At 59.1% G+C, this 17,861-nt stretch carries 16 protein-coding genes; 5 read left to right on the forward strand and 11 right to left on the reverse strand.

Annotated elements, in window-relative coordinates; all coding sequences use genetic code 11:
• The first annotated feature begins 160 nt into the window (after positions 1 to 160).
• The 3 genes from AAEZ05_RS01390 (at position 161) to AAEZ05_RS01400 (ending at position 3,219) form a co-directional block, all read left to right on the forward strand.
• Positions 161 to 1,537 (forward strand): glutamine synthetase family protein, encoded by a 1,377-nt coding sequence (locus tag AAEZ05_RS01390; RefSeq protein ID WP_045059751.1) that lies wholly within the window; start codon positions 161 to 163, stop codon positions 1,535 to 1,537.
• A 189-nt stretch (positions 1,538 to 1,726) separates the two neighbouring features.
• Positions 1,727 to 2,485 (forward strand): carbonic anhydrase, encoded by a 759-nt coding sequence (locus AAEZ05_RS01395; RefSeq protein ID WP_350646463.1) that lies wholly within the window; start codon positions 1,727 to 1,729, stop codon positions 2,483 to 2,485.
• 95 nt (positions 2,486 to 2,580) lie between these two features.
• Positions 2,581 to 3,219: a TetR/AcrR family transcriptional regulator gene (locus tag AAEZ05_RS01400; RefSeq protein ID WP_350646464.1), complete on the forward strand. Its 639-nt coding sequence runs from the start codon at positions 2,581 to 2,583 to the stop codon at positions 3,217 to 3,219.
• Between the two features lie 201 nt (positions 3,220 to 3,420).
• Here the strand turns inward: AAEZ05_RS01400 and AAEZ05_RS01405 are convergent, their stop codons facing one another.
• The 9 genes from AAEZ05_RS01405 to AAEZ05_RS01445 form a co-directional block, all read right to left on the reverse strand.
• A complete protein-coding gene (locus AAEZ05_RS01405; protein WP_003229256.1) occupies positions 3,421 to 3,636 on the reverse strand; it encodes a TOBE domain-containing protein in 216 nt (71 codons plus the stop codon).
• 30 nt (positions 3,637 to 3,666) lie between these two features.
• A complete protein-coding gene (gene ssuB / locus AAEZ05_RS01410; RefSeq protein WP_045059749.1) occupies positions 3,667 to 4,473 on the reverse strand; it encodes an aliphatic sulfonates ABC transporter ATP-binding protein in 807 nt (268 codons plus the stop codon).
• Positions 4,470 to 5,252 (reverse strand): aliphatic sulfonate ABC transporter permease SsuC, encoded by a 783-nt coding sequence (gene ssuC / locus AAEZ05_RS01415; protein WP_045059748.1) that lies wholly within the window; start codon positions 5,250 to 5,252, stop codon positions 4,470 to 4,472. Before ssuC ends, ssuB begins: the two co-directional genes overlap by 4 nt.
• A gap of 8 nt (positions 5,253 to 5,260) precedes the next feature.
• On the reverse strand, positions 5,261 to 6,409 hold the full coding sequence (ssuD, locus tag AAEZ05_RS01420) for an FMNH2-dependent alkanesulfonate monooxygenase (RefSeq protein WP_045059747.1): 1,149 nt from the start codon (positions 6,407 to 6,409) through the stop codon (positions 5,261 to 5,263).
• Between the two features lie 25 nt (positions 6,410 to 6,434).
• Positions 6,435 to 7,400: a sulfonate ABC transporter substrate-binding protein gene (locus tag AAEZ05_RS01425; protein WP_045059746.1), complete on the reverse strand. Its 966-nt coding sequence runs from the start codon at positions 7,398 to 7,400 to the stop codon at positions 6,435 to 6,437.
• A gap of 102 nt (positions 7,401 to 7,502) precedes the next feature.
• Entirely contained in the window at positions 7,503 to 8,096 is a 594-nt protein-coding gene (ssuE, locus tag AAEZ05_RS01430) for an NADPH-dependent FMN reductase (RefSeq protein ID WP_350646465.1), read from the reverse strand.
• A 282-nt stretch (positions 8,097 to 8,378) separates the two neighbouring features.
• Positions 8,379 to 9,017, reverse strand: a complete 639-nt coding sequence (locus AAEZ05_RS01435; protein ID WP_350646466.1) for a peroxiredoxin — start codon at positions 9,015 to 9,017, stop codon at positions 8,379 to 8,381.
• A 183-nt stretch (positions 9,018 to 9,200) separates the two neighbouring features.
• Positions 9,201 to 10,535, reverse strand: a complete 1,335-nt coding sequence (locus tag AAEZ05_RS01440; RefSeq protein WP_045059628.1) for an OprD family porin — start codon at positions 10,533 to 10,535, stop codon at positions 9,201 to 9,203.
• A 367-nt stretch (positions 10,536 to 10,902) separates the two neighbouring features.
• Positions 10,903 to 12,231, reverse strand: coding sequence for an OprD family porin (locus tag AAEZ05_RS01445; protein ID WP_045059629.1), 1,329 nt, complete (start codon positions 12,229 to 12,231; stop codon positions 10,903 to 10,905).
• Between the two features lie 350 nt (positions 12,232 to 12,581).
• On the opposite strand from AAEZ05_RS01445, the gene tauA reads away from it, so the two are divergent.
• Positions 12,582 to 13,568, forward strand: a complete 987-nt coding sequence (gene tauA, locus AAEZ05_RS01450; protein WP_350646467.1) for a taurine ABC transporter substrate-binding protein — start codon at positions 12,582 to 12,584, stop codon at positions 13,566 to 13,568.
• A gap of 97 nt (positions 13,569 to 13,665) precedes the next feature.
• On the opposite strand, the gene argA is transcribed toward tauA, so the two are convergent.
• A complete protein-coding gene (gene argA, locus AAEZ05_RS01455; RefSeq protein ID WP_045059631.1) occupies positions 13,666 to 14,964 on the reverse strand; it encodes an amino-acid N-acetyltransferase in 1,299 nt (432 codons plus the stop codon).
• A gap of 165 nt (positions 14,965 to 15,129) precedes the next feature.
• On the reverse strand, positions 15,130 to 16,290 hold the full coding sequence (gene argE / locus AAEZ05_RS01460; protein ID WP_350646468.1) for an acetylornithine deacetylase: 1,161 nt from the start codon (positions 16,288 to 16,290) through the stop codon (positions 15,130 to 15,132).
• A gap of 156 nt (positions 16,291 to 16,446) precedes the next feature.
• On the opposite strand from argE, the gene AAEZ05_RS01465 reads away from it, so the two are divergent.
• Positions 16,447 to 17,814 (forward strand): CYTH domain-containing protein, encoded by a 1,368-nt coding sequence (locus AAEZ05_RS01465; protein ID WP_350646469.1) that lies wholly within the window; start codon positions 16,447 to 16,449, stop codon positions 17,812 to 17,814.
• Positions 17,815 to 17,861 lie beyond the last annotated feature (47 nt).

Below are 17,861 nucleotides of genomic sequence, written 5' to 3' on the forward strand. Positions count from 1 at the left end.
AAGCCCGAGGGCAAAAAAATGCCCCAAAGTGCCTCAAAAAAGCCTCATGGGCGCTTTTTTAGGGCAAAAAAGGCCTCGCTTGACTTCGGCATGCCGTTCGGGTTGACTGAAACCCGAAGAGATCAATGATTGATATTTTTAACAACAAAGGTGTTGCATCATGTCGGTACCCCCGCGTGCCGTTCAGCTTAACGAAGCGAACGCGTTCCTTAAGGAACATCCTGAGGTTCTGTACGTTGACCTTCTGATTGCGGATATGAATGGTGTGGTGCGCGGCAAGCGCATCGAACGCACCAGCCTCCACAAGGTTTACGAGAAAGGCATCAACCTGCCGGCCTCCCTCTTTGCCCTGGATATCAACGGCTCGACGGTGGAAAGCACCGGGCTGGGCCTGGACATCGGCGATGCTGACCGAATCTGTTATCCAATCCCTGACACCCTGTGCAACGAGCCTTGGCAGAAGCGCCCTACTGCGCAACTGTTGATGACCATGCACGAACTCGAAGGTGAACCCTTCTTCGCCGACCCCCGGGAAGTCCTGCGTCAGGTTGTCGCCAAGTTCGACGAAATGGGTCTTACGATCTGTGCCGCGTTCGAACTGGAGTTCTACCTGATCGACCAGGAGAACGTGAACGGTCGCCCGCAACCTCCGCGCTCGCCGATTTCCGGCAAACGCCCGCACTCGACACAGGTTTACCTGATCGACGACCTCGACGAATACGTCGACTGCCTCCAGGACATTCTGGAAGGTGCGAAGGAGCAAGGCATTCCTGCCGACGCGATCGTCAAGGAAAGTGCCCCGGCGCAGTTCGAAGTGAACCTGCACCACGTGGCCGACCCTATCAAGGCGTGTGACTACGCGGTACTGCTCAAGCGCCTGATCAAGAACATTGCCTACGACCATGAGATGGACACCACCTTCATGGCCAAGCCTTACCCGGGCCAGGCAGGTAATGGACTGCACGTCCATATCTCGATCCTTGATAAAGACGGCAAGAATATTTTTGCCAGCGAGGATCCCGAGCAGAACGCCGCATTGCGTCACGCGATCGGCGGTGTGCTCGAGACCCTACCGGCACAGATGGCTTTCCTGTGCCCGAACGTCAACTCCTACCGTCGCTTCGGCGCACAGTTCTACGTGCCCAACGCACCGTGCTGGGGTCTGGATAACCGGACTGTAGCGGTACGTGTACCGACCGGTTCCGCCGACGCGGTCCGCCTGGAGCACCGTGTTGCCGGCGCCGACGCCAACCCGTACCTGCTGATGGCTTCGGTCCTGGCTGGCGTGCACCACGGCCTGGTCAACAAGATCGAACCGGGCGCGCCCGTGGAAGGCAACTCCTACGAGCAGAACGAGCAGAGCCTGCCGAACAACCTGCGTGATGCACTGCGCGAGCTGGACGACAGCGAAGTGATGGCCAAGTACATCGATCCAAAATACATCGACATTTTTGTCGCGTGTAAGGAGAGCGAGCTGGAGGAGTTCGAACACTCCATCTCCGATCTTGAGTACAACTGGTATCTGCATACTGTTTAAATTCGCATCAAATAAAAATAACGCCGCCAGCCTTACAGCTGGCGGCTTTTTTTATTCTCGCCATTCCCACTGGCAAAGAGGAATGATCCTACGCAAACGTAGGACGCGGACTGCATAGCTGAACATTGCGCAATCACACACTCAGGAACGCCGGACCATTACCGGAATTCCTACCAGAGTGGTGAAAAAATGATCATGAAAAAACAGCTATTGGCGTCGGCTCTTGCCTTGATCGTCTCCGGTGCTTGCAACACCGCCGGGGCAACGACGGGCAAACCCGTTGACTGGAGCTATACCGCTCCTATCGGCGCGGAAAACTGGGGAGGATTGAGCAGCGAATATGAAGGCTGTACGTCCGGCCAAGCGCAGTCTCCGATCGATATCCGTGATGCGGTTGAGACTGAAATTGCCCCGTTGGCGTTCACATTTCAAGCTGGCCCCGCTGCCATTCTGAACAACGGACATACCATCCAGGTATCGTCATCCGCCGCAGGCGGTATCACCTTGCCCTCAGGCAAGTACGCATTCGTGCAGATGCACTTCCATACGCCCAGCGAAGAAAAAATCATGGGCCGGACTTACCCACTCAACGCGCATCTGGTTTACCGCAACACAGCAGGCGAGCTTGCTGTGGTCGCATTGCTATTTGAAGAGGGCACACACAACCCGACCCTCGAACCGGTCCTGGCAGCCATGCCCGACAATGCAGGCGGCATGGAAACCCTGAAAACGCTGAACATTGCCAATCTATTACCCTCAAACCGTCGCTACTACTCCTACGCGGGATCGCTGACGACGCCACCGTGTACGGAAGGTGTGCGCTGGCATGTGCTTTCCTCAGTGCTGCAACTATCTACAACGCAGCTGCAGGCATTCAAGGCGCTGTACCCGATGAATGCACGCCCGGTTCAACCCTTGAACGGACGCAGCATACAAGTCGGAGGATAAACTGCTCTGTAATGTTATTGGGCAGCAGGCCGCCCCGTGCAGACAAGGTGCAGGGCGCCTCGTACAATGCTCGCTGCCCTTGCAGGAACACTCCGATGACGCGCACCGCCAACGTTCGCAAACCCCGCGCCCGCAGCCAGGCGCGGATCGACTCGATACTCGACGCCGCCCGCACGCTGCTGGCTGCCGAAGGCGCAGGCAGTCTGTCGATCTACAGCGTTGCCGAGCGCGCAGACATCCCGCCCTCCTCGGTCTACCATTTCTTCGCCAGTGTTCCGTCCCTGCTCGAAGCGCTGACGGCCGACGTCCACGCCGCTTTTCGCGCCTGCCTGCAAGCCCCCATCGACCACACCGCCCTCAATGGCTGGCGCGACCTGTCGCGGCTGGTGGAACAGCGCATGCTCGACATCTACGACGAGGACGCGGCCGCCCGACAGTTGATTCTCGCCCAGCATGGGTTGACCGAAGTGACACAGGCTGACCGTCAGCACGACATCGAGTTGGGGGACCTGATGCACAAGCTGTTCAATCATCACTTTGAATTGCCGAAGCTGCCGGACGATGTTGACGTGTTTGCGTTGGCGATGGAATTGGGTGATCGGGTGTACGCACGTTCGGTGCAGCAGCATGGGCAGATCACGCCGCGCATGGCCGAGGAAGGGATGCGGGTGTTTGATGCGTATCTGGGGCTTTATCTGCCGCCTTATCTGACCAAGCGCGCTCACTCAATCTGACTACGGTGCAGGTCATGCTGGCCTCATCGCGGGCAAGCCCGCTCCCACAAGAATCTCCAGCGAACAAAGATTTTGTAAGTGACAAATCAACCTGTGGGAGCGGGCTTGCCCGCGATGGCCACACCGCTGACTCCACTGAATCACGCACACAAAAAACCCGAAGGGCTCACACCCTCCGGGGTTGTGCGCAGTGCACGCCCTTTACAACTTGGCGATCGACACCTCGGTGGATTTCACGAACGCGATCACTTCACTGCCGACCACCAGCTCAAGCTCTTTGACAGAACGAGTGGTGATGACTGAAGTGACGATACCCGAAGCGGTCTGCACGTCGATTTCCGACAGCACGTCACCCAGCACGATTTCCTTGATCGAGCCTTTGAACTGGTTACGAACGTTGATGGCCTTGATAGTCATGAGGTTGTTCCTGTCGTTGGATAAGGTGAGTTATTGCGCCCAACGCAACTGCGTGGGCAATGGTGAAACAGGTTCGGGTTCCGGCGGCTCGCCGGGCAGTGACAGCACGCGGTTGAGGACTTCGGTTTCCAGCGCCGCCAGCCGGTGAGAACCGCGAACCCGAGGGCGCGGTAGTTCCACGTGGAGGTCGAGGCCGACTTCACCCTCTTCGATCAGGATCACCCGATCGGCAATCGCGACCGCTTCACTGACGTCGTGGGTCACCAGCAACACCGTGAAGCCGTGCTTTTGCCAGAGGCGTTCGATCAGTTGCTGCATTTCAATCCGGGTCAGGGCATCGAGAGCGCCCAAGGGCTCGTCCAGCAACAGCAAGCGCGGTTGGTGGATCAGCGCGCGGGCCAGTGCCACGCGCTGCTTCTGCCCACCGGACAGCGCCGCAGGCCACTCATTGGCGCGGTCGGCCAGGCCAACCGACTCCAACGCGTCCAGTGCTTGTGGCCGCCAGTTGCCCTTGAGCCCGAGGCCGACGTTGTCGATAACTTTTTTCCACGGCAGCAGACGCGCTTCCTGGAACATCAAGCGGGTGTCTTCCAGCGCAGCGCTCAAAGGCGCCGAACCCGCCAGCAGATCACCACCAGTGGGTTTGTCGAGGCCGGCGAGCAAGCGCAACAAGGTACTTTTACCGCACCCGCTGCGCCCGACCACGGCCACGAACTGCCCGGCCGGAATGTGCAGGTCGATCTCGCGCAGCACTTGCCGCGTACCAAAGGTCTTTTGCAGCTTGCGCACTGCCAGTGGAATTCCGCGCAGCAAGCGTGGAGGTTGTTGAGCCGTCATGCGGCACCTCCCTTGGCAGCCTGATAGGCCGGATGCCAGCGCAGCCATACTCGTTCAAGTCCGCGCGCAGCGAGGTCGGCCAGTTTGCCGAGCACCGCGTACAACAGGATCGCCAGCACCACCACGTCGGTCTGCAGGAATTCCCGGGCATTCATTGCCAGGTAACCGATGCCAGAACTGGCAGAAATGGTTTCCGCAACGATCAGCGTCAGCCACATGAAGCCCAACGCGAAGCGCACACCGACCAGGATCGAAGGCAGTGCGCCCGGCAGGATCACCTGGCGGAACAGGCTGAAACCGGACAAACCGTAACTGCGCGCCATCTCCACCAGCGCCGGATCGACGTTGCGAATGCCGTGATAGGTGTTGAGGTAGATCGGGAACAATGTGCCCAGGGCCACCAGGAAAATCTTCGCCGACTCATCGATGCCAAACCACAGGATGACCAGAGGGATCAGCGCCAGGTGCGGTACGTTGCGCACCATCTGCACCGAACTGTCGAGCAGGCGCTCGCCCCATTTCGACAGGCCGGTGATGAAACCCAGCACCAGGCCGATGCTGCCACCGATGGTGAAGCCCAAGGCAGCACGCCAGCCGCTGATTGCCAGATGGGTCCAGATTTCACCGCTGCGCACCAGGCTCACGCCGGCTTCAATGACGGCTATCGGCGCCGGCAGAATCCGTGTCGACAACCAGCCCGCCGATACCGACAACTGCCACACCGCCAGCAACAGCACCGGCAACGCCCAGGGCGCCAGGTTGTGGATAACTTTCTTCATGACACGCCTCAGCTCTGCGACGCGGCTTTGGGAAGGATATCGTTGGCGACCATCTCGCCGAACGGGCTGACGTAGTTGGCACCCTGGGGCAGCTGCGCACGCTCGATATCCAGGTGCGGGAACAACAGCTCCGCAACACGATAGGACTCTTCCAGGTGTGGATAGCCGGAGAAGATGAACGTATCGATGCCCAGGTCCGCGTATTCCTTCACACGGGCGGCCACTGTCGGACCGTCACCCACCAGTGCCGTGCCGGCACCACCACGCACCAGGCCGACACCGGCCCAGAGGTTGGGGCTGACTTCCAGGTTGTCGCGACTGCCACCGTGCAGCGCGGCCATGCGTTGCTGGCCAACCGAATCGAAGCGCGACAGCGACGCCTGGGCGCGGGCGATGGTTTCATCATCCACGTGGGAGATCAGCCGGTCCGCCGCTTGCCAGGCTTCAGCATTGGTTTCCCGAACGATCACGTGCAAGCGAATCCCGAACCGCACGGTACGCCCCAACTTGGCGGCCTTGGCCCGTACCTGTTCGATCTTCTCGGCAACAGCGGCCGGCGGCTCACCCCAGGTCAGAACCATCTCGACCTGCTCCGCGGCAAGGTCCTGCGCCGCTTCCGACGAGCCACCGAAGTACAGCGGTGGACGCGGTTGCTGGATCGGTGGGTAGAGCAGCTTGGCGCCCTTCACGCTGATGTGCTGACCGTCGTAGTCAACGGTTTCACCTTCCAGCACCCGACGCCAGATGCGAGTGAATTCCACCGAAGCCTGATAGCGTTCTTCGTGGCTCAGGAACAGACCATCGCCGGCCAACTCTTCCGGATCCCCGCCGGTCACCAGGTTGAACAGCGCCCGCCCGCCGGACAACCGATCCAGCGTCGCCGCCTGGCGCGCGGCCACCGTCGGGGAAATAATCCCGGGGCGCAGGGCGACCAGAAACTTCAGGCGCTGGGTTACCGGGATCAACGACGCGGCCACCAGCCACGAGTCTTCGCAGGAGCGCCCGGTGGGGATCAGCACCCCGCCAAAGCCCAGGCGGTCGGCTGCTTGCGCGACCTGTTGCAGGTAACCGTGGTCGACGGCGCGAGCGCCTTCGGCGGTGCCAAGGTAATGGCCGTCGCCGTGGGTAGGCAGGAACCAGAAGATGTTGAGGCTCATGGAGTGGTCTCCTTAGGAAGTCGAATTACGGTGCTTTGGCAACGGCCGCCGGTGGCGTCCAGATCACGTCCTTGATGCTCAGCGGCTTCGGAATCAGCTTGAGCTGGTAGAAGCTGTCGGCGATTTTCTGTTGCGCGGCCACCACTTCCGGGGTCAGGAATAGCGCGCCGTAGCCCTGGCGTTTCACCGACGTCAGGGTGATGTCTGCCGGCAGGCCAAGCAGTGGTGAAACCTGTTGGGTCACGTCTTCAGGGTTGGCCTTGGACCATTCGCCGACTGCGCGCACTTGCTCCACCAAAGTCTTGATCACCTCGGGATTTTTCTGCGCGTAGGGTTTGGTCGCCAGGTAGAACTGATGGTTGTCGACGATGCCTTTGCCGTCACGCAGGGTGCGGGCCTGCAGTTGCTGTTCGGCCGCAGCCTGGTACGGGTCCCAGATGACCCAGGCGTCGACACTGCCACGCTCGAACGCGGCGCGGGCATCGGCTGGCGGCAGGAACACGGTCTGGATATCGCTGTATTTGAGGCCGGCGTCTTCCAGAGCCCGCACCAGCAGGTAGTGAACGTTGGAGCCTTTGTTCAGGGCGATTTTCTTGCCCTTGAGTTCCTGCACCGATTTGATCGGCGAGTCTTTGGGCACCAGGATCGCCTCGCTGTGGGGCGCTGGTGGTTCATAGGCGACATAGAGCAGATCGGCACCGGCCGCCTGGGCAAACACTGGCGGGGTTTCGCCGGTAACGCCGAAGTCGATGGAGCCGACGTTCAGGCCTTCCAGCAACTGCGGGCCACCGGGGAATTCAGTCCATTGCACGTCCACGCCTTGGGCGGCGAGGCGTTTCTCCAGAGTACCCTTGGCCTTGAGCAGCACCAGGGTGCCGTACTTCTGATAACCGATTCGAAGTGTCTCGGCCTGAGCTTGAGTAATGGCGCCGAAGGTGACAGCCGCAGCAAACAGAGCGACCAGACCACGACGCAAAATGACAGTGCGCATAGCGCTCTCCTTTTTGCAGTTGGATTTTGGCTGCACCTGCTTGGCCGTTAGCGGCTGAGTAAGGTGGAGTGAAGCAAATTCAGGGGTGGATTGAGTGCGGGCTCAAATGCTCCAGCGAGCACTCAGCAAACGTTCATTCAACAGGTTCGGATCGATCGGTTTCGGCCGTCGCGCCATGGCGATAAGAAACAGCTCCAGTGACTCACCGAGTCGTTGTTCCAGCTCAGGCGCCAACTGCGCCTGGGCGCTGCCCTCGCCGTAAGCGATCTGACTGTCCACGGCAAAAATCCCGTGCAACATTTCCTGGGCTTTGAGCGCCGACAGCACCGGTTTGAGCGCGTAATCCACCGCCAGCATGTGCGCGATACTGCCGCCGGTAGCCATGGGTAAAACCACTTTGTGGTCCAACGCGCGCTCGGGCAGCAGGTCCAGCACGGTTTTTAGTGCACCGGAGAACGAGGCCTTGTAAACCGGCGTAGCGATCAGCAGGCCGTCAGCGTTTTCAATCTGTTGCAGCAGGTCGATCACCTTGGGGCTATCGAAGCGTGCATGCAGCAAGTCTTCGGCCGGGAAGTCCCGTACCTGGTAACTCACCACTTCCACACCTTGCTTGCGCAACCAGCGCTGAGAGTGGTCCAGCAGCACTCCGGAACGGGAGCGTTGGCTAGGACTGCCACCGATTGAGACAACCAGCATTCAGGAATTCCTTAAGCTATTTTGGCAATTCGCAGTGTGCGATCTCGCTTGGATGGAGTGACCTTAACAGCTGATTGTTATATCCATAAATCATATTTATTCATTTGGTTATTCGAATAAGAGATATGTAAAGAGTGGATGTCCAGGCAAAAAAAAGGCCGTCGAAACGGCCTGAAATCCCCTGCTTTGTGGTGTGGGTTCAAAAAGATCGCAGCCTTCGGCAGTTCCTACAGGGCCCGCCTATCCGTGTAGGAGCTGCCGGAGGCTGCGATCTTTTGATCTTCAACGATTGGGTTGCGGCGTCAGGCGCAGGTACGGCTTCACCGCGCGATAACCTTTGGGAAAGCGCTTCTGGATTTCTTCCTCGTCCTTGAGCGATGGCACGATCACTACTTCATCACCGTCCTGCCAGTTGGCCGGGGTCGCCACCTTGTAGTTGTCGGTGAGTTGCAGCGAGTCGATTACCCGCAGGATTTCATGGAAGTTACGGCCAGTGCTCGCTGGGTAAGTGATGGTGAGCCGCACCTTCTTGTTCGGGTCGATGACGAACAGCGATCGCACGGTCAGGGTGTCGTTGGCATTGGGATGAATCAGATCATAAAGGTCCGACACCTTGCGATCGGCGTCAGCCAGAATCGGGAAATTGACCTGGGTGTCCTGGGTCTCGTTGATGTCTTCGATCCATTTGTGGTGCGAATCCACCGGGTCCACGGACAGGGCAATCGCCTTGACGCCGCGCTCGGCGAACTGGTCTCTCAGCTTGGCGATAAAGCCCAGCTCGGTGGTGCATACCGGCGTGAAGTCTGCCGGGTGGGAGAACAGCACGCCCCAGCTATCGCCCAGCCATTCATGAAAACGAATGGTGCCGGCACTGGAATCCTGTTCGAAGTCGGGGGCGATGTCGCCAAGTCTGAGGCTCATGGTGCTGCTCCTGGTGAGTGCTTGATGAGCTCAACTGTGCCTGCGTTTTTTATCTATTAAAAAGAATAAATATCGATTTGTTTAGAATTAAAACGCATATAAAAAGCCAGTTAAAAAACACAAAAAAACCCGCCCGACAGTGTGCCGGGCAGGGCTTTTTTTACTTCAGTAACGCGAGCGCTATTACAACAGCGGGATCGAATAGCTGAGGATCAGGCGGTTTTCGTCCTGCGAACGGGTGTTCGGCAGGTCGGTGCGCCAGGTAGCATTTTTCCACATGAAGCCTACGTTTTTCAGCGGGCCTTCTGGTACCACGTAAGCCAGGGTGAAGTCGCGTTCCCACTCGGAGGCACCCGAAGCGGCCTGCTGACGGTTTGCACCAACGGTGTCGATATCGTCACCCTTGAGGTACACAGCACCAGCAGTCAGACCAGGCACGCCGACTTTAGCGAAGTCATAGGAGTAGCGTACTTGCCAGGTTTTCTCGCCAGCACGGCCGAATTTCTGGATCTGCATGTCAGTGATGGTGTAGTTCGACGAACCGTCGCCTTGGTTCAACCAAGGGAAATCGCTACTGCCGTTGCTGACCTGGTAACCGCCACCGAAGGTGTGACCGGCAACGGTGTACAGGAACAGGCCGCTGTACAGGTTGTTATCGACCGGGCCTTTACCGCTTGGCACGCCGTTGTAGTTACCGTTGCTGAAGTAAGCAGCGGTATTGGAGTTGGCACCGTCATCCGAGCTATTGAAATAACGCAGGTCAGATTTCAGAACGCCCGGGCCGATTGCCCAGTTGTGCACCAGACCCAGGAAGTGTTGCTTGTAGAAATCTTCCAGGTTGCCGTAGTAGTACTGGGCAGTCAGGTCTTTGGTGATCTTGTAGTCACCGCCGGCATAGATGAACTTGTTGCTGTTGGCGACACGAGCGTTGGCACCGCCGATCGACAGTTGTTCATTGTTGCTGGAGTTACGACCTTTGACGTGCTCGATCTGGCCACCGACCAAGGTCAGGTCCTTGATCTCGCCAGAAGTGATCTGGCCACCCTGCCAGGTTTGTGGCAGCAGGCGACCGTCGTTAGTGACAATGACCGGGTTCTTCGGCTGCAAGGTACCCAGCTTCAATTCAGTCTGGGAGATCTTGGCCTTGGCCGTCAGGCCCAGGCTGGAGAAGTTATCGACCGCTTCACCGTTGGATTTGCTAGGGAACACGGTGCCGCCATAGGAAGTGGCCGTCGCACCGTTAGTACCGCCACCGGAATCGAGGCGTACGCCCAGCAGGCCAATGGCATCGATACCGAAGCCAACAGTTCCTTGGGTGTAGCCGGAGATGAAACGCAGGTCGAAGCCTTGGCCCCATTCTTCGTTTTTATTGGCGCCGGTACCGTCACGGTTATCGGTGTTGATGTAGAAGTTGCGCAGGCCCAGGGTGGCCTTGCTGTCTTCGATGAAACCGGCGGCGCCTGCCTGCTGCGCCAAAACCCCTACGGCCACAGCCAGGGCCAAAGTGGACTTGTTCATTGTTTCGCTCCTATCGTCTCTAATTTTTTTTCGGTCCAGAGTCGAATGCTCTGGATCCTGAAATGCGCGGTGACCGCAAACCACGGGTCATCGCGTGATGCGTCTACCCCGGGCGTCTGACCAAGGGAAATGGGGCCCGCATGGTAAACGGATAAAAAATAATTTCATTCTTTTAATGCCATTCAGGAATAAGGGATGGCATTTAATCGTGTCAGGCCACCGGTATCGGCCCCAGCGGGACGCACTTTAGGGCTTCGCGTTAAAAGCCAAAAGGAATAATAAATTACATAGTAAGACCCAATTTGAATATAAGAAAAAATCCGAAAAAAAGCCCCGCCAGCTGGCAGGGCTTTTTCCGTGCTGGGTGTTACAGGAAGCTATAGGTGTAGTTGAAAATCACGCGGGTCTGGTCTTGCGCGGAGATGTTGGTGTCGCCGCGGTAGGTGCCGTGACGCAGGGTCGTGCCGAACCCCTTGAGCGCGCCGGTTTGAATCACGTAGTCCACGCGCAGGTCGCGCTCCCACTCGGTCTGGTCTTTGCCAACGCCGTTGGTGGCCTTGATGTCCTCGCCGCGCAGATAAGCGGCCGAGGCCTTCAGGCCTGGAACGCCCAGGGATGCGAAGTCGAAGGTGTACTGACCGAATGTGGTGTTCTCACCTGCACGCACGAAGCCGTTGATCATGGCGTCGGTGAACGAGTAGAAGCTCGAACCGCCGGCTCCTTCGTTGCGACCATTGCCGTCGACCACGCTGCCCTGGTTCAGGTAGACGAAACCACCGTCATCGCTCACACGCTGATGGCCCAGCAAGAATGCGTTCGGACCCAGGGTGTAGGTGAACATGGCGCTCCAGGTCTGGTTATCCACCTCGCCCGGGTTCTTCGCATAACCGCCGTTGTTGTTGAAGCGGTAACCCGCATCACCGTTCTTGCCGTCGGAGCTGCTGTCGAAATAGCGCAGGTCAGTCTTGAACGACTGGGTGGCGCTGATCGGGTAGACGTGTACCAGGCCCAGGAAATGCTGCTTGTAGTAGTCTTCCAGATTGGCGTAGTAGTACTGCAGCATCAGGTCTTTGGTGACCTTCCAGTCAGCACCACCGTAACGGAATTTGTTGCTTTCTTCAGTGCCGCCAGCGACTGCCAGACCGGTGGTGTTCGACGACGCTCGACCCGCGGCGTGCTCGAGCTGGCCGGCGTTGAACGTGACGTTGTCGATTTCCTTCGAGGTGATGGTGCCGCCTTCGAAGGTCTGTGGCAGCAGGCGGCTGTCGTTCGCGATCAGTACCGGCATGCTCGGTTGCAAGGCACCACCGAGGTGGGCTTCGGTTTTCGAGATACGTGCCTTGACGTTACCGGCTACCCGGCTCCACGGGTCGGATGCCGAGCCGTCAGTGTCACTTGGGAAGAATGAGTTGTTGTCCGGGTGATGACCGCGACCACCGTCCAGATGAATGCCGACCAGCGCCTGGGCGTCAAAGCCGAAGCCGACCGTGCCTTGGGTGAAGCCCGACAGGTAGTCGAACTTGAGACCCTGAGCAGCTTCGCGCTGATCATTGGCGGCGCCTTCGCGAGTGTCGGCGTTGTAATACATGGTGCGAGAACTGACGGAAGCCTTGCTGTCTTCAATGAATCCGGCGGCGCCTGCCTGCTGCGCCATTACCCCTACGGCCACGGCCAAGGCCAAGGTGGACTTGTTCATTTTTTAAGCTCCTCTCGTTTCTAATTTTTGTATTCCTGGCCCTGGGTCAAATGCCCGGGATCCTAGGATTTGCGATTAGCGCCAGACCGTGACCTGCAAGTCAATCGTAACCGTATGTGACTACGACCATGGTCTAATCCCCGTGAATCCAGCGTCGGCAGATAAATGCGCTTTGCATAAATCCAATACGAAGCATCCGATGTTTTTTAATAGCCTTTAGGAACTGACCACAGCGCGCGGTCCGGTGAACGCGAGCCTATAAGCTAATACCTAAAAGATATTTATTGGCCGTTTTTTAGATCGATTAGATTTAACGGAAATCCGTATTCCCTCTCATCGAAGACCAGGCCATGACAATCAAGCGCGCACTATCCAATCCAATTGTTACAGTTTGTGTATCGGCTTTAATTTCTTTTAACGCCGTCGCCGCCAACCTCACCGTGGGATATCAGACCGGGATTGATCCCAGCAAGGTGCCGCAGGCCGACGGCCTGTATGAGAAAACCATTGGCCAGAAAATCGATTGGCGCCGCTTCAACAGCGGGCCGGAGGTGGTCACGGCCATTGCTTCCGGGGATGTGCAGATCGGGAATCTGGGCTCCAGCCCGCTGGCCGCCGCGGCTTCGCGGAACCTGCCAATCGTTGCCTTCATCGTTTCGGCGCAGATCAATGCCGCCGAGGCGCTGGTGGTCCGTAACGGGAGCGGGATCAATAAACCGGAAGATCTGATCGGCAAGACCATCGCCACGCCCTTCGTTTCCACCTCTCATTACAGCCTGCTCGGCGCACTGAAGCATTGGGGCCTGAGTACTTCGCAAGTGAAGGTGGTGAACCTGCAGCCGGCGGAAATTGCTGCTGCCTGGAAGCGTGGTGATATTGACGGGGCCTTCGTCTGGTCGCCTGCCTTGGGCGAAATCCGCAAGACCGGCAAGACCCTGACCGATGCGGCCGAGGTTGGCCAATGGGGCGCTCCGACTTTCGAAGTGTGGGTGGCGCGCAAGGATTACGCGGAGAAGCACCCGGAAGTGATTGCCAGGTTCGCCAAGGTCACCCTGGACTCATTCGCCGACTACGCCGCGCATAAAGACAGCTGGACTGCCGATTCGGTGCCGGTGCAGAAAATCGCCAAATTGACCGGGGCCAATGCCACCGATGTGCCTGAACTGCTGGCCGGCTCGGCTTTCCCGGACGCCAAGGCACAGCAGACCACCGCGCTGCTGGAGGGCGGCACGGCCAAGGCGATTGGCGAGACGGCGAAGTTCCTGAAGGAACAGGGCAAGGTCGAGACGGTGCTGCCGGATTATTCGGCGTACGTCAGCTCTAAATACGTGGAATAAACGCGATCCCCCGTAGAGCTGCCGCAGGCTGCGATCTTTTGACTTGTTTTTAGATCAAAAGATCGCAGCCTGCGGCAGCTCCTACAGGGGGATTGCGTTACAGGGTTTTTTCGAAGATCTTCGAATTACGCTGATAGTTGTACAGCGACGCTCGCGCCGACGGCAGCCGGTCCACGCTGCTTGGCACGAACCCGCGCTCGCGGAACCAGTGGGCGGTACGGGTCGTGAGGACGAACAGGGTTTTCAGGCCCTGGGCCCGGGCGCGGGTTTCGATGCGCTCCAGCAGTTCATCGCCACGCCCGCCGTGGCGGTACTCCGGGTTGACCGCCAGGCACGCCAGCTCACCCGCATCCGAATCGGCAATCTGATACAGCGCCGCGCAGGCGATGATCATGCCTTCGCGCTCGACCACGCTGAATTGCTCGATCTCGCGCTCCAGCACCTCTCGGGAACGACGCACCAGGATGCCCTGCTCTTCCAGCGGGCTGATCAGGTCCAGCAAGCCACCGACGTCCTCAATCGCCGCTTCGCGCACGATTTCGAATTGCTCCTGGGCCACCAGGGTACCGCCACCGTCGCGGGTGAACAGCTCGGTCAGCAGCGCACCGTTTTCGGCATAACTGACGATATGACTGCGTGCTACACCGCCACGGCAGGCCTCAGCAGCGGCATCGAGCAGTTCCCCCTGATAATTGCTGCCCAGGCGCAGCAGGTGCGCCGGCACTTGCTGAGGACGCAACTCACGCACCAGGCGTCCGTTTTCGTCGATCAGGCCCAGGTCGGCACCAAACAGCAGCAATTTGTCGGCGCCCAGGTCGATGGCGGCGCGGGTCGCGACGTCTTCGCAAGCCAGATTGAAGATCTCGCCGGTTGGCGAATAGCCCAAAGGCGACAGCAACACGATGGAGCGCTCGTCCAGCAGGCGATTGATGCCTTTGCGGTCGACCCGACGCACCTCACCGGTGTGGTGGTAATCAACCCCTTCGAGCACGCCGATCGGCCGTGCAGTTACCAGGTTGCCGCTGGCCACCCGCAGGCGCGAGCCCTGCATCGGCGAAGATGCCATGTCCATCGACAATCGCGCTTCGATGGCGATCCGCAGCTGGCCGACGGCATCGATCACGCATTCAAGGGTGGCGGCATCGGTGATGCGCATCCCATGGTGGTAATGCGGGGTCAGGCCACGGGCAGCCAGGCGCGCTTCGATTTGTGGACGGGAGCCGTGAACCAGCACCAGCCGCACGCCCAGGCTGTGCAGCAGCACCAGGTCATGGACGATGTTGCCAAAGTTTGGATGCTCCACGCCATCGCCGGGCAGCATGACAACGAAGGTGCAATCGCGGTGGGCGTTGATGTAGGGGGAAGCGTGACGAAGCCAATTAACGTATTCGGGCATGAACCTGGGCCTGTAATAAATAGCAGCCAAAAAATGGGCGAAACGGAACAACGCACAGCGGGCTGATGGTTATCGTCGGAACAGGCTTGGCGACACGCGCGCTCTCCTCATGAATACGGGGTGGATACTACTGATTTAACCGGCCAACAATGTAGGCGATAGCGTTCAACCGACAGATTTGGCCGGTGTCAGGCAGTAATGTTCAATCAGTTGACGTAATAGATGCACCGTAGGCTGCAAACGTGACATTTCGAGGTATTCCCCCGGCTGGTGGGCACAGGCTATATCCCCAGGACCAAGCACCAGCGTTTCACAACCAAGGCGCTGAAGATAAGGCGCTTCGGTGCCGAACGCCACTGCTTCGGCCATGTGACCTGTGAGCTTTTCGGCGACGCGTACCAGTTCAGCGTCTTCAGCCTGCTCGAACGGCGGCACTTCAGGGAATAGCGGCGCGTAATCGATTTTTACCTGATGCCGTTCGGCAACCGGCATGAGCCGCTGCAAAATCTCCGCGCGCAAGGCCTTCGGGTCCATGCCTGGAAGCGGTCGCAAATCGAACTCCAGGGAGCACTGCCCGCAAATCCGGTTGGGATTGTCGCCGCCGTGGATGCACCCGAAGTTCATCGTGGGCGTGGGTACGCCGAACTGCGGGTTGCGAAACTCGCGTTGCCAGAGCAAGCGCAGGCCACGCAGCTCACCGATGGCATCGTGCATCGCTTCGAGGGCACTGTGTCCCAGGCGGGGGTCAGAGGAATGGCCACTCTGCCCGAGTATGTCGATGCGCTCCATCATGATGCCCTTGTGCATGCGTATCGGCTTCAGGCCGGTCGGTTCGCCGATCACTGCCGCGCGCCCCAGCGGCCGTCCGGCTGCGGCCAGCGCGCGGGCACCGGACATCGAGCTTTCTTCATCGCAGGTGGCGAGGATCAGCAGCGGCTGTTTGAACGGCTGGTCGAGCAAGGGTATGACGGCTTCGATCGCCAAAGCGAAGAAACCCTTCATGTCGCAACTGCCCAAACCCACCCAGCGGCCGTCGACTTCGGTCAGCTTCAGAGGATCGGTCTGCCACAAAGCGCCATCGAACGGCACGGTGTCGCTATGCCCGGCCAATACCAGGCCACCAGGACCGGAACCGAAGCTGGCGAGCAGATTAAATTTGCCGGGGCTGACCTGCTGGATGTCGCAGGCAAAACCCAGGTCGCCCAGCCAGGTGGCCAGCAGGTCGATGACAGGGCGGTTGGTCTGATCGAGACTGGCCTGGGTGCAACTGACGGACGGTGCAGCGATCAGCGCAGCGAACTGATCTTTCATGGACGGCAAAGGCATCGCTGACTCCAACTCCCGAATTGAAGTCCATCATAGAGCTATCTGGCGGCAGGAATAAACCGTCGCGGGGCGTAGGATGGACGAGTCCTGTACACTGCACGGCCTTGGCAGCCACACATTCCCCCGGCTGCGCTCCCGATCCTGGATTTTCCGGCCATGCAGAAAGAAACCGAAATCAAACTCCGCGTCAGCCGCGAAACCCTCGCAGCTCTGCGCGAGCACCCGCTACTGAAAAAACGCAACAAAAGTGGCTGGGAACGCCGTGAACTGATGAACCAGTACTTCGACACGCCTGAGCGCGACCTGGCCCGCGCCAAGGTTGCCCTGCGCCTGCGCCGTGATGGCGAAGAAGTGATTCAGACCCTCAAGACCCGCGGCCACAGCGTTGCCGGTCTGTCCGAGCGTAACGAATACGACTGGAAACTGCCCAAAGCCAAGCTCGATGTGAAAAAACTCGACGGCGAATGCTGGCCTGAAGAGTTGGCCGAACTGGACAAGAAGACCCTGAAAGCCATCTTCACCACCGACTTCGTTCGCGAACGTGCCGAAATCGCTTGGGGCCGTGGCAAAACCAAGGTGGTCATCGAAGCCGCGCTGGACCTGGGCCATGTAGTGGTCGGCAAGCAGAAAGAAGAAATCTGCGAGCTGGAACTGGAACTGCGCGAAGGCGAACCTGCTGCTCTGCTGGAACTGGCTGCCGAACTGGCCGCAACCCTGGCGTTGATGCCGTGTGACATCAGCAAGGCCGAGCGCGGTTATCGCCTGTACGACGCCAACAGCTATTCACTGAGCCTGCCGGCACCGCAAATCAGCGCCGAAATGCCGCTGGACGACGCATTTGCCGCGCTGTGCTGGCATTTGCTGGGCAGTAGCCAGCGCCTGGCCGAGCAGTACCGCTTCAATGGCCACTGGCGTTTGCTGCAGGACTGGGTCGAGAACCTGGCTGAAATGCGCGCACTGCTCAGCAGCCTGGGGCAAGCCGCACCGCGTCAATCGACCCACGACCTGCGAGTCGCGCTGGACGCGTTGCTCGAAGACTGGCGCCCACTGGTCCAGGCCGGGGTGGATGACGAGGATGTGCGCAAAGCCGCGCCTGAACAATTCCTGGAAGAGCTCGAAGACCCGCGCTGGGGTCTGTTCTCCCTCAACACTTCGCGCTGGTTGCTGGCCCGTACCTGGACCGCAGAGCGTAACGTACGAGGCAATCGCCAAGGCGCGGCGCAACTGGGCAGCTGGCTTCCACGCCTGCTGGGCGAAGAGGCAACCTCCTTGCAGCTGCAGCGCTATCAGCAGCAACCGGAAGACCTCGCCGAGCAACTGCCGCGCATCGAGCGCATCCAGTCCTGGCTGCACCATGCCCGCGGCGTGCTGGAGATCCCGGAAATGGATCGCCTTTACGGTGAGCTGAAACAGCTGGCGCAACTGGCCAACGAGCCGATTACCGACGAATCCCTGGATGCGCGCAAGCAGCAGGCGATTGCGGTTTATCAGAATCGTGCCTGGAAAATGTTGCTGCGTATGTAAGGACGCCATCGCGAGCAAGCTTTGCTTCCACAGGGTTGAGTCAGTTT

This window comes from Pseudomonas sp. HY13-MNA-CIBAN-0226 (assembly GCF_040310305.1).
GTDB lineage: Bacteria > Pseudomonadota > Gammaproteobacteria > Pseudomonadales > Pseudomonadaceae > Aquipseudomonas > Aquipseudomonas gregormendelii.

Excerpts from the sequence above, each read along its gene's own strand:
- AAEZ05_RS01390 (WP_045059751.1), top strand. The coding sequence starts at position 161 with ATGTCGGTACCCCCGCGTGCCGTTCAGCTTAACGAAGCGAACGCGTTC.
- ssuC (WP_045059748.1), bottom strand. The coding sequence starts at position 5,252 with ATGAAGAAAGTTATCCACAACCTGGCGCCCTGGGCGTTGCCGGTGCTG.
- argA (WP_045059631.1), bottom strand. The coding sequence starts at position 14,964 with ATGCCCGAATACGTTAATTGGCTTCGTCACGCTTCCCCCTACATCAAC.
- AAEZ05_RS01400 (WP_350646464.1), top strand. The coding sequence starts at position 2,581 with ATGACGCGCACCGCCAACGTTCGCAAACCCCGCGCCCGCAGCCAGGCG.
- AAEZ05_RS01405 (WP_003229256.1), bottom strand. The coding sequence starts at position 3,636 with ATGACTATCAAGGCCATCAACGTTCGTAACCAGTTCAAAGGCTCGATC.
- AAEZ05_RS01465 (WP_350646469.1), top strand. The coding sequence starts at position 16,447 with ATGCAGAAAGAAACCGAAATCAAACTCCGCGTCAGCCGCGAAACCCTC.
- ssuE (WP_350646465.1), bottom strand. The coding sequence starts at position 8,096 with ATGCTGGTTGTCTCAATCGGTGGCAGTCCTAGCCAACGCTCCCGTTCC.
- AAEZ05_RS01425 (WP_045059746.1), bottom strand. The coding sequence starts at position 7,400 with ATGCGCACTGTCATTTTGCGTCGTGGTCTGGTCGCTCTGTTTGCTGCG.
- argE (WP_350646468.1), bottom strand. The coding sequence starts at position 16,290 with ATGCCTTTGCCGTCCATGAAAGATCAGTTCGCTGCGCTGATCGCTGCA.
- AAEZ05_RS01435 (WP_350646466.1), bottom strand. The coding sequence starts at position 9,017 with ATGAGCCTCAGACTTGGCGACATCGCCCCCGACTTCGAACAGGATTCC.
- tauA (WP_350646467.1), top strand. The coding sequence starts at position 12,582 with ATGACAATCAAGCGCGCACTATCCAATCCAATTGTTACAGTTTGTGTA.
- AAEZ05_RS01440 (WP_045059628.1), bottom strand. The coding sequence starts at position 10,535 with ATGAACAAGTCCACTTTGGCCCTGGCTGTGGCCGTAGGGGTTTTGGCG.
- ssuB (WP_045059749.1), bottom strand. The coding sequence starts at position 4,473 with ATGACGGCTCAACAACCTCCACGCTTGCTGCGCGGAATTCCACTGGCA.
- ssuD (WP_045059747.1), bottom strand. The coding sequence starts at position 6,409 with ATGAGCCTCAACATCTTCTGGTTCCTGCCTACCCACGGCGACGGCCAT.
- AAEZ05_RS01395 (WP_350646463.1), top strand. The coding sequence starts at position 1,727 with ATGATCATGAAAAAACAGCTATTGGCGTCGGCTCTTGCCTTGATCGTC.
- AAEZ05_RS01445 (WP_045059629.1), bottom strand. The coding sequence starts at position 12,231 with ATGAACAAGTCCACCTTGGCCTTGGCCGTGGCCGTAGGGGTAATGGCG.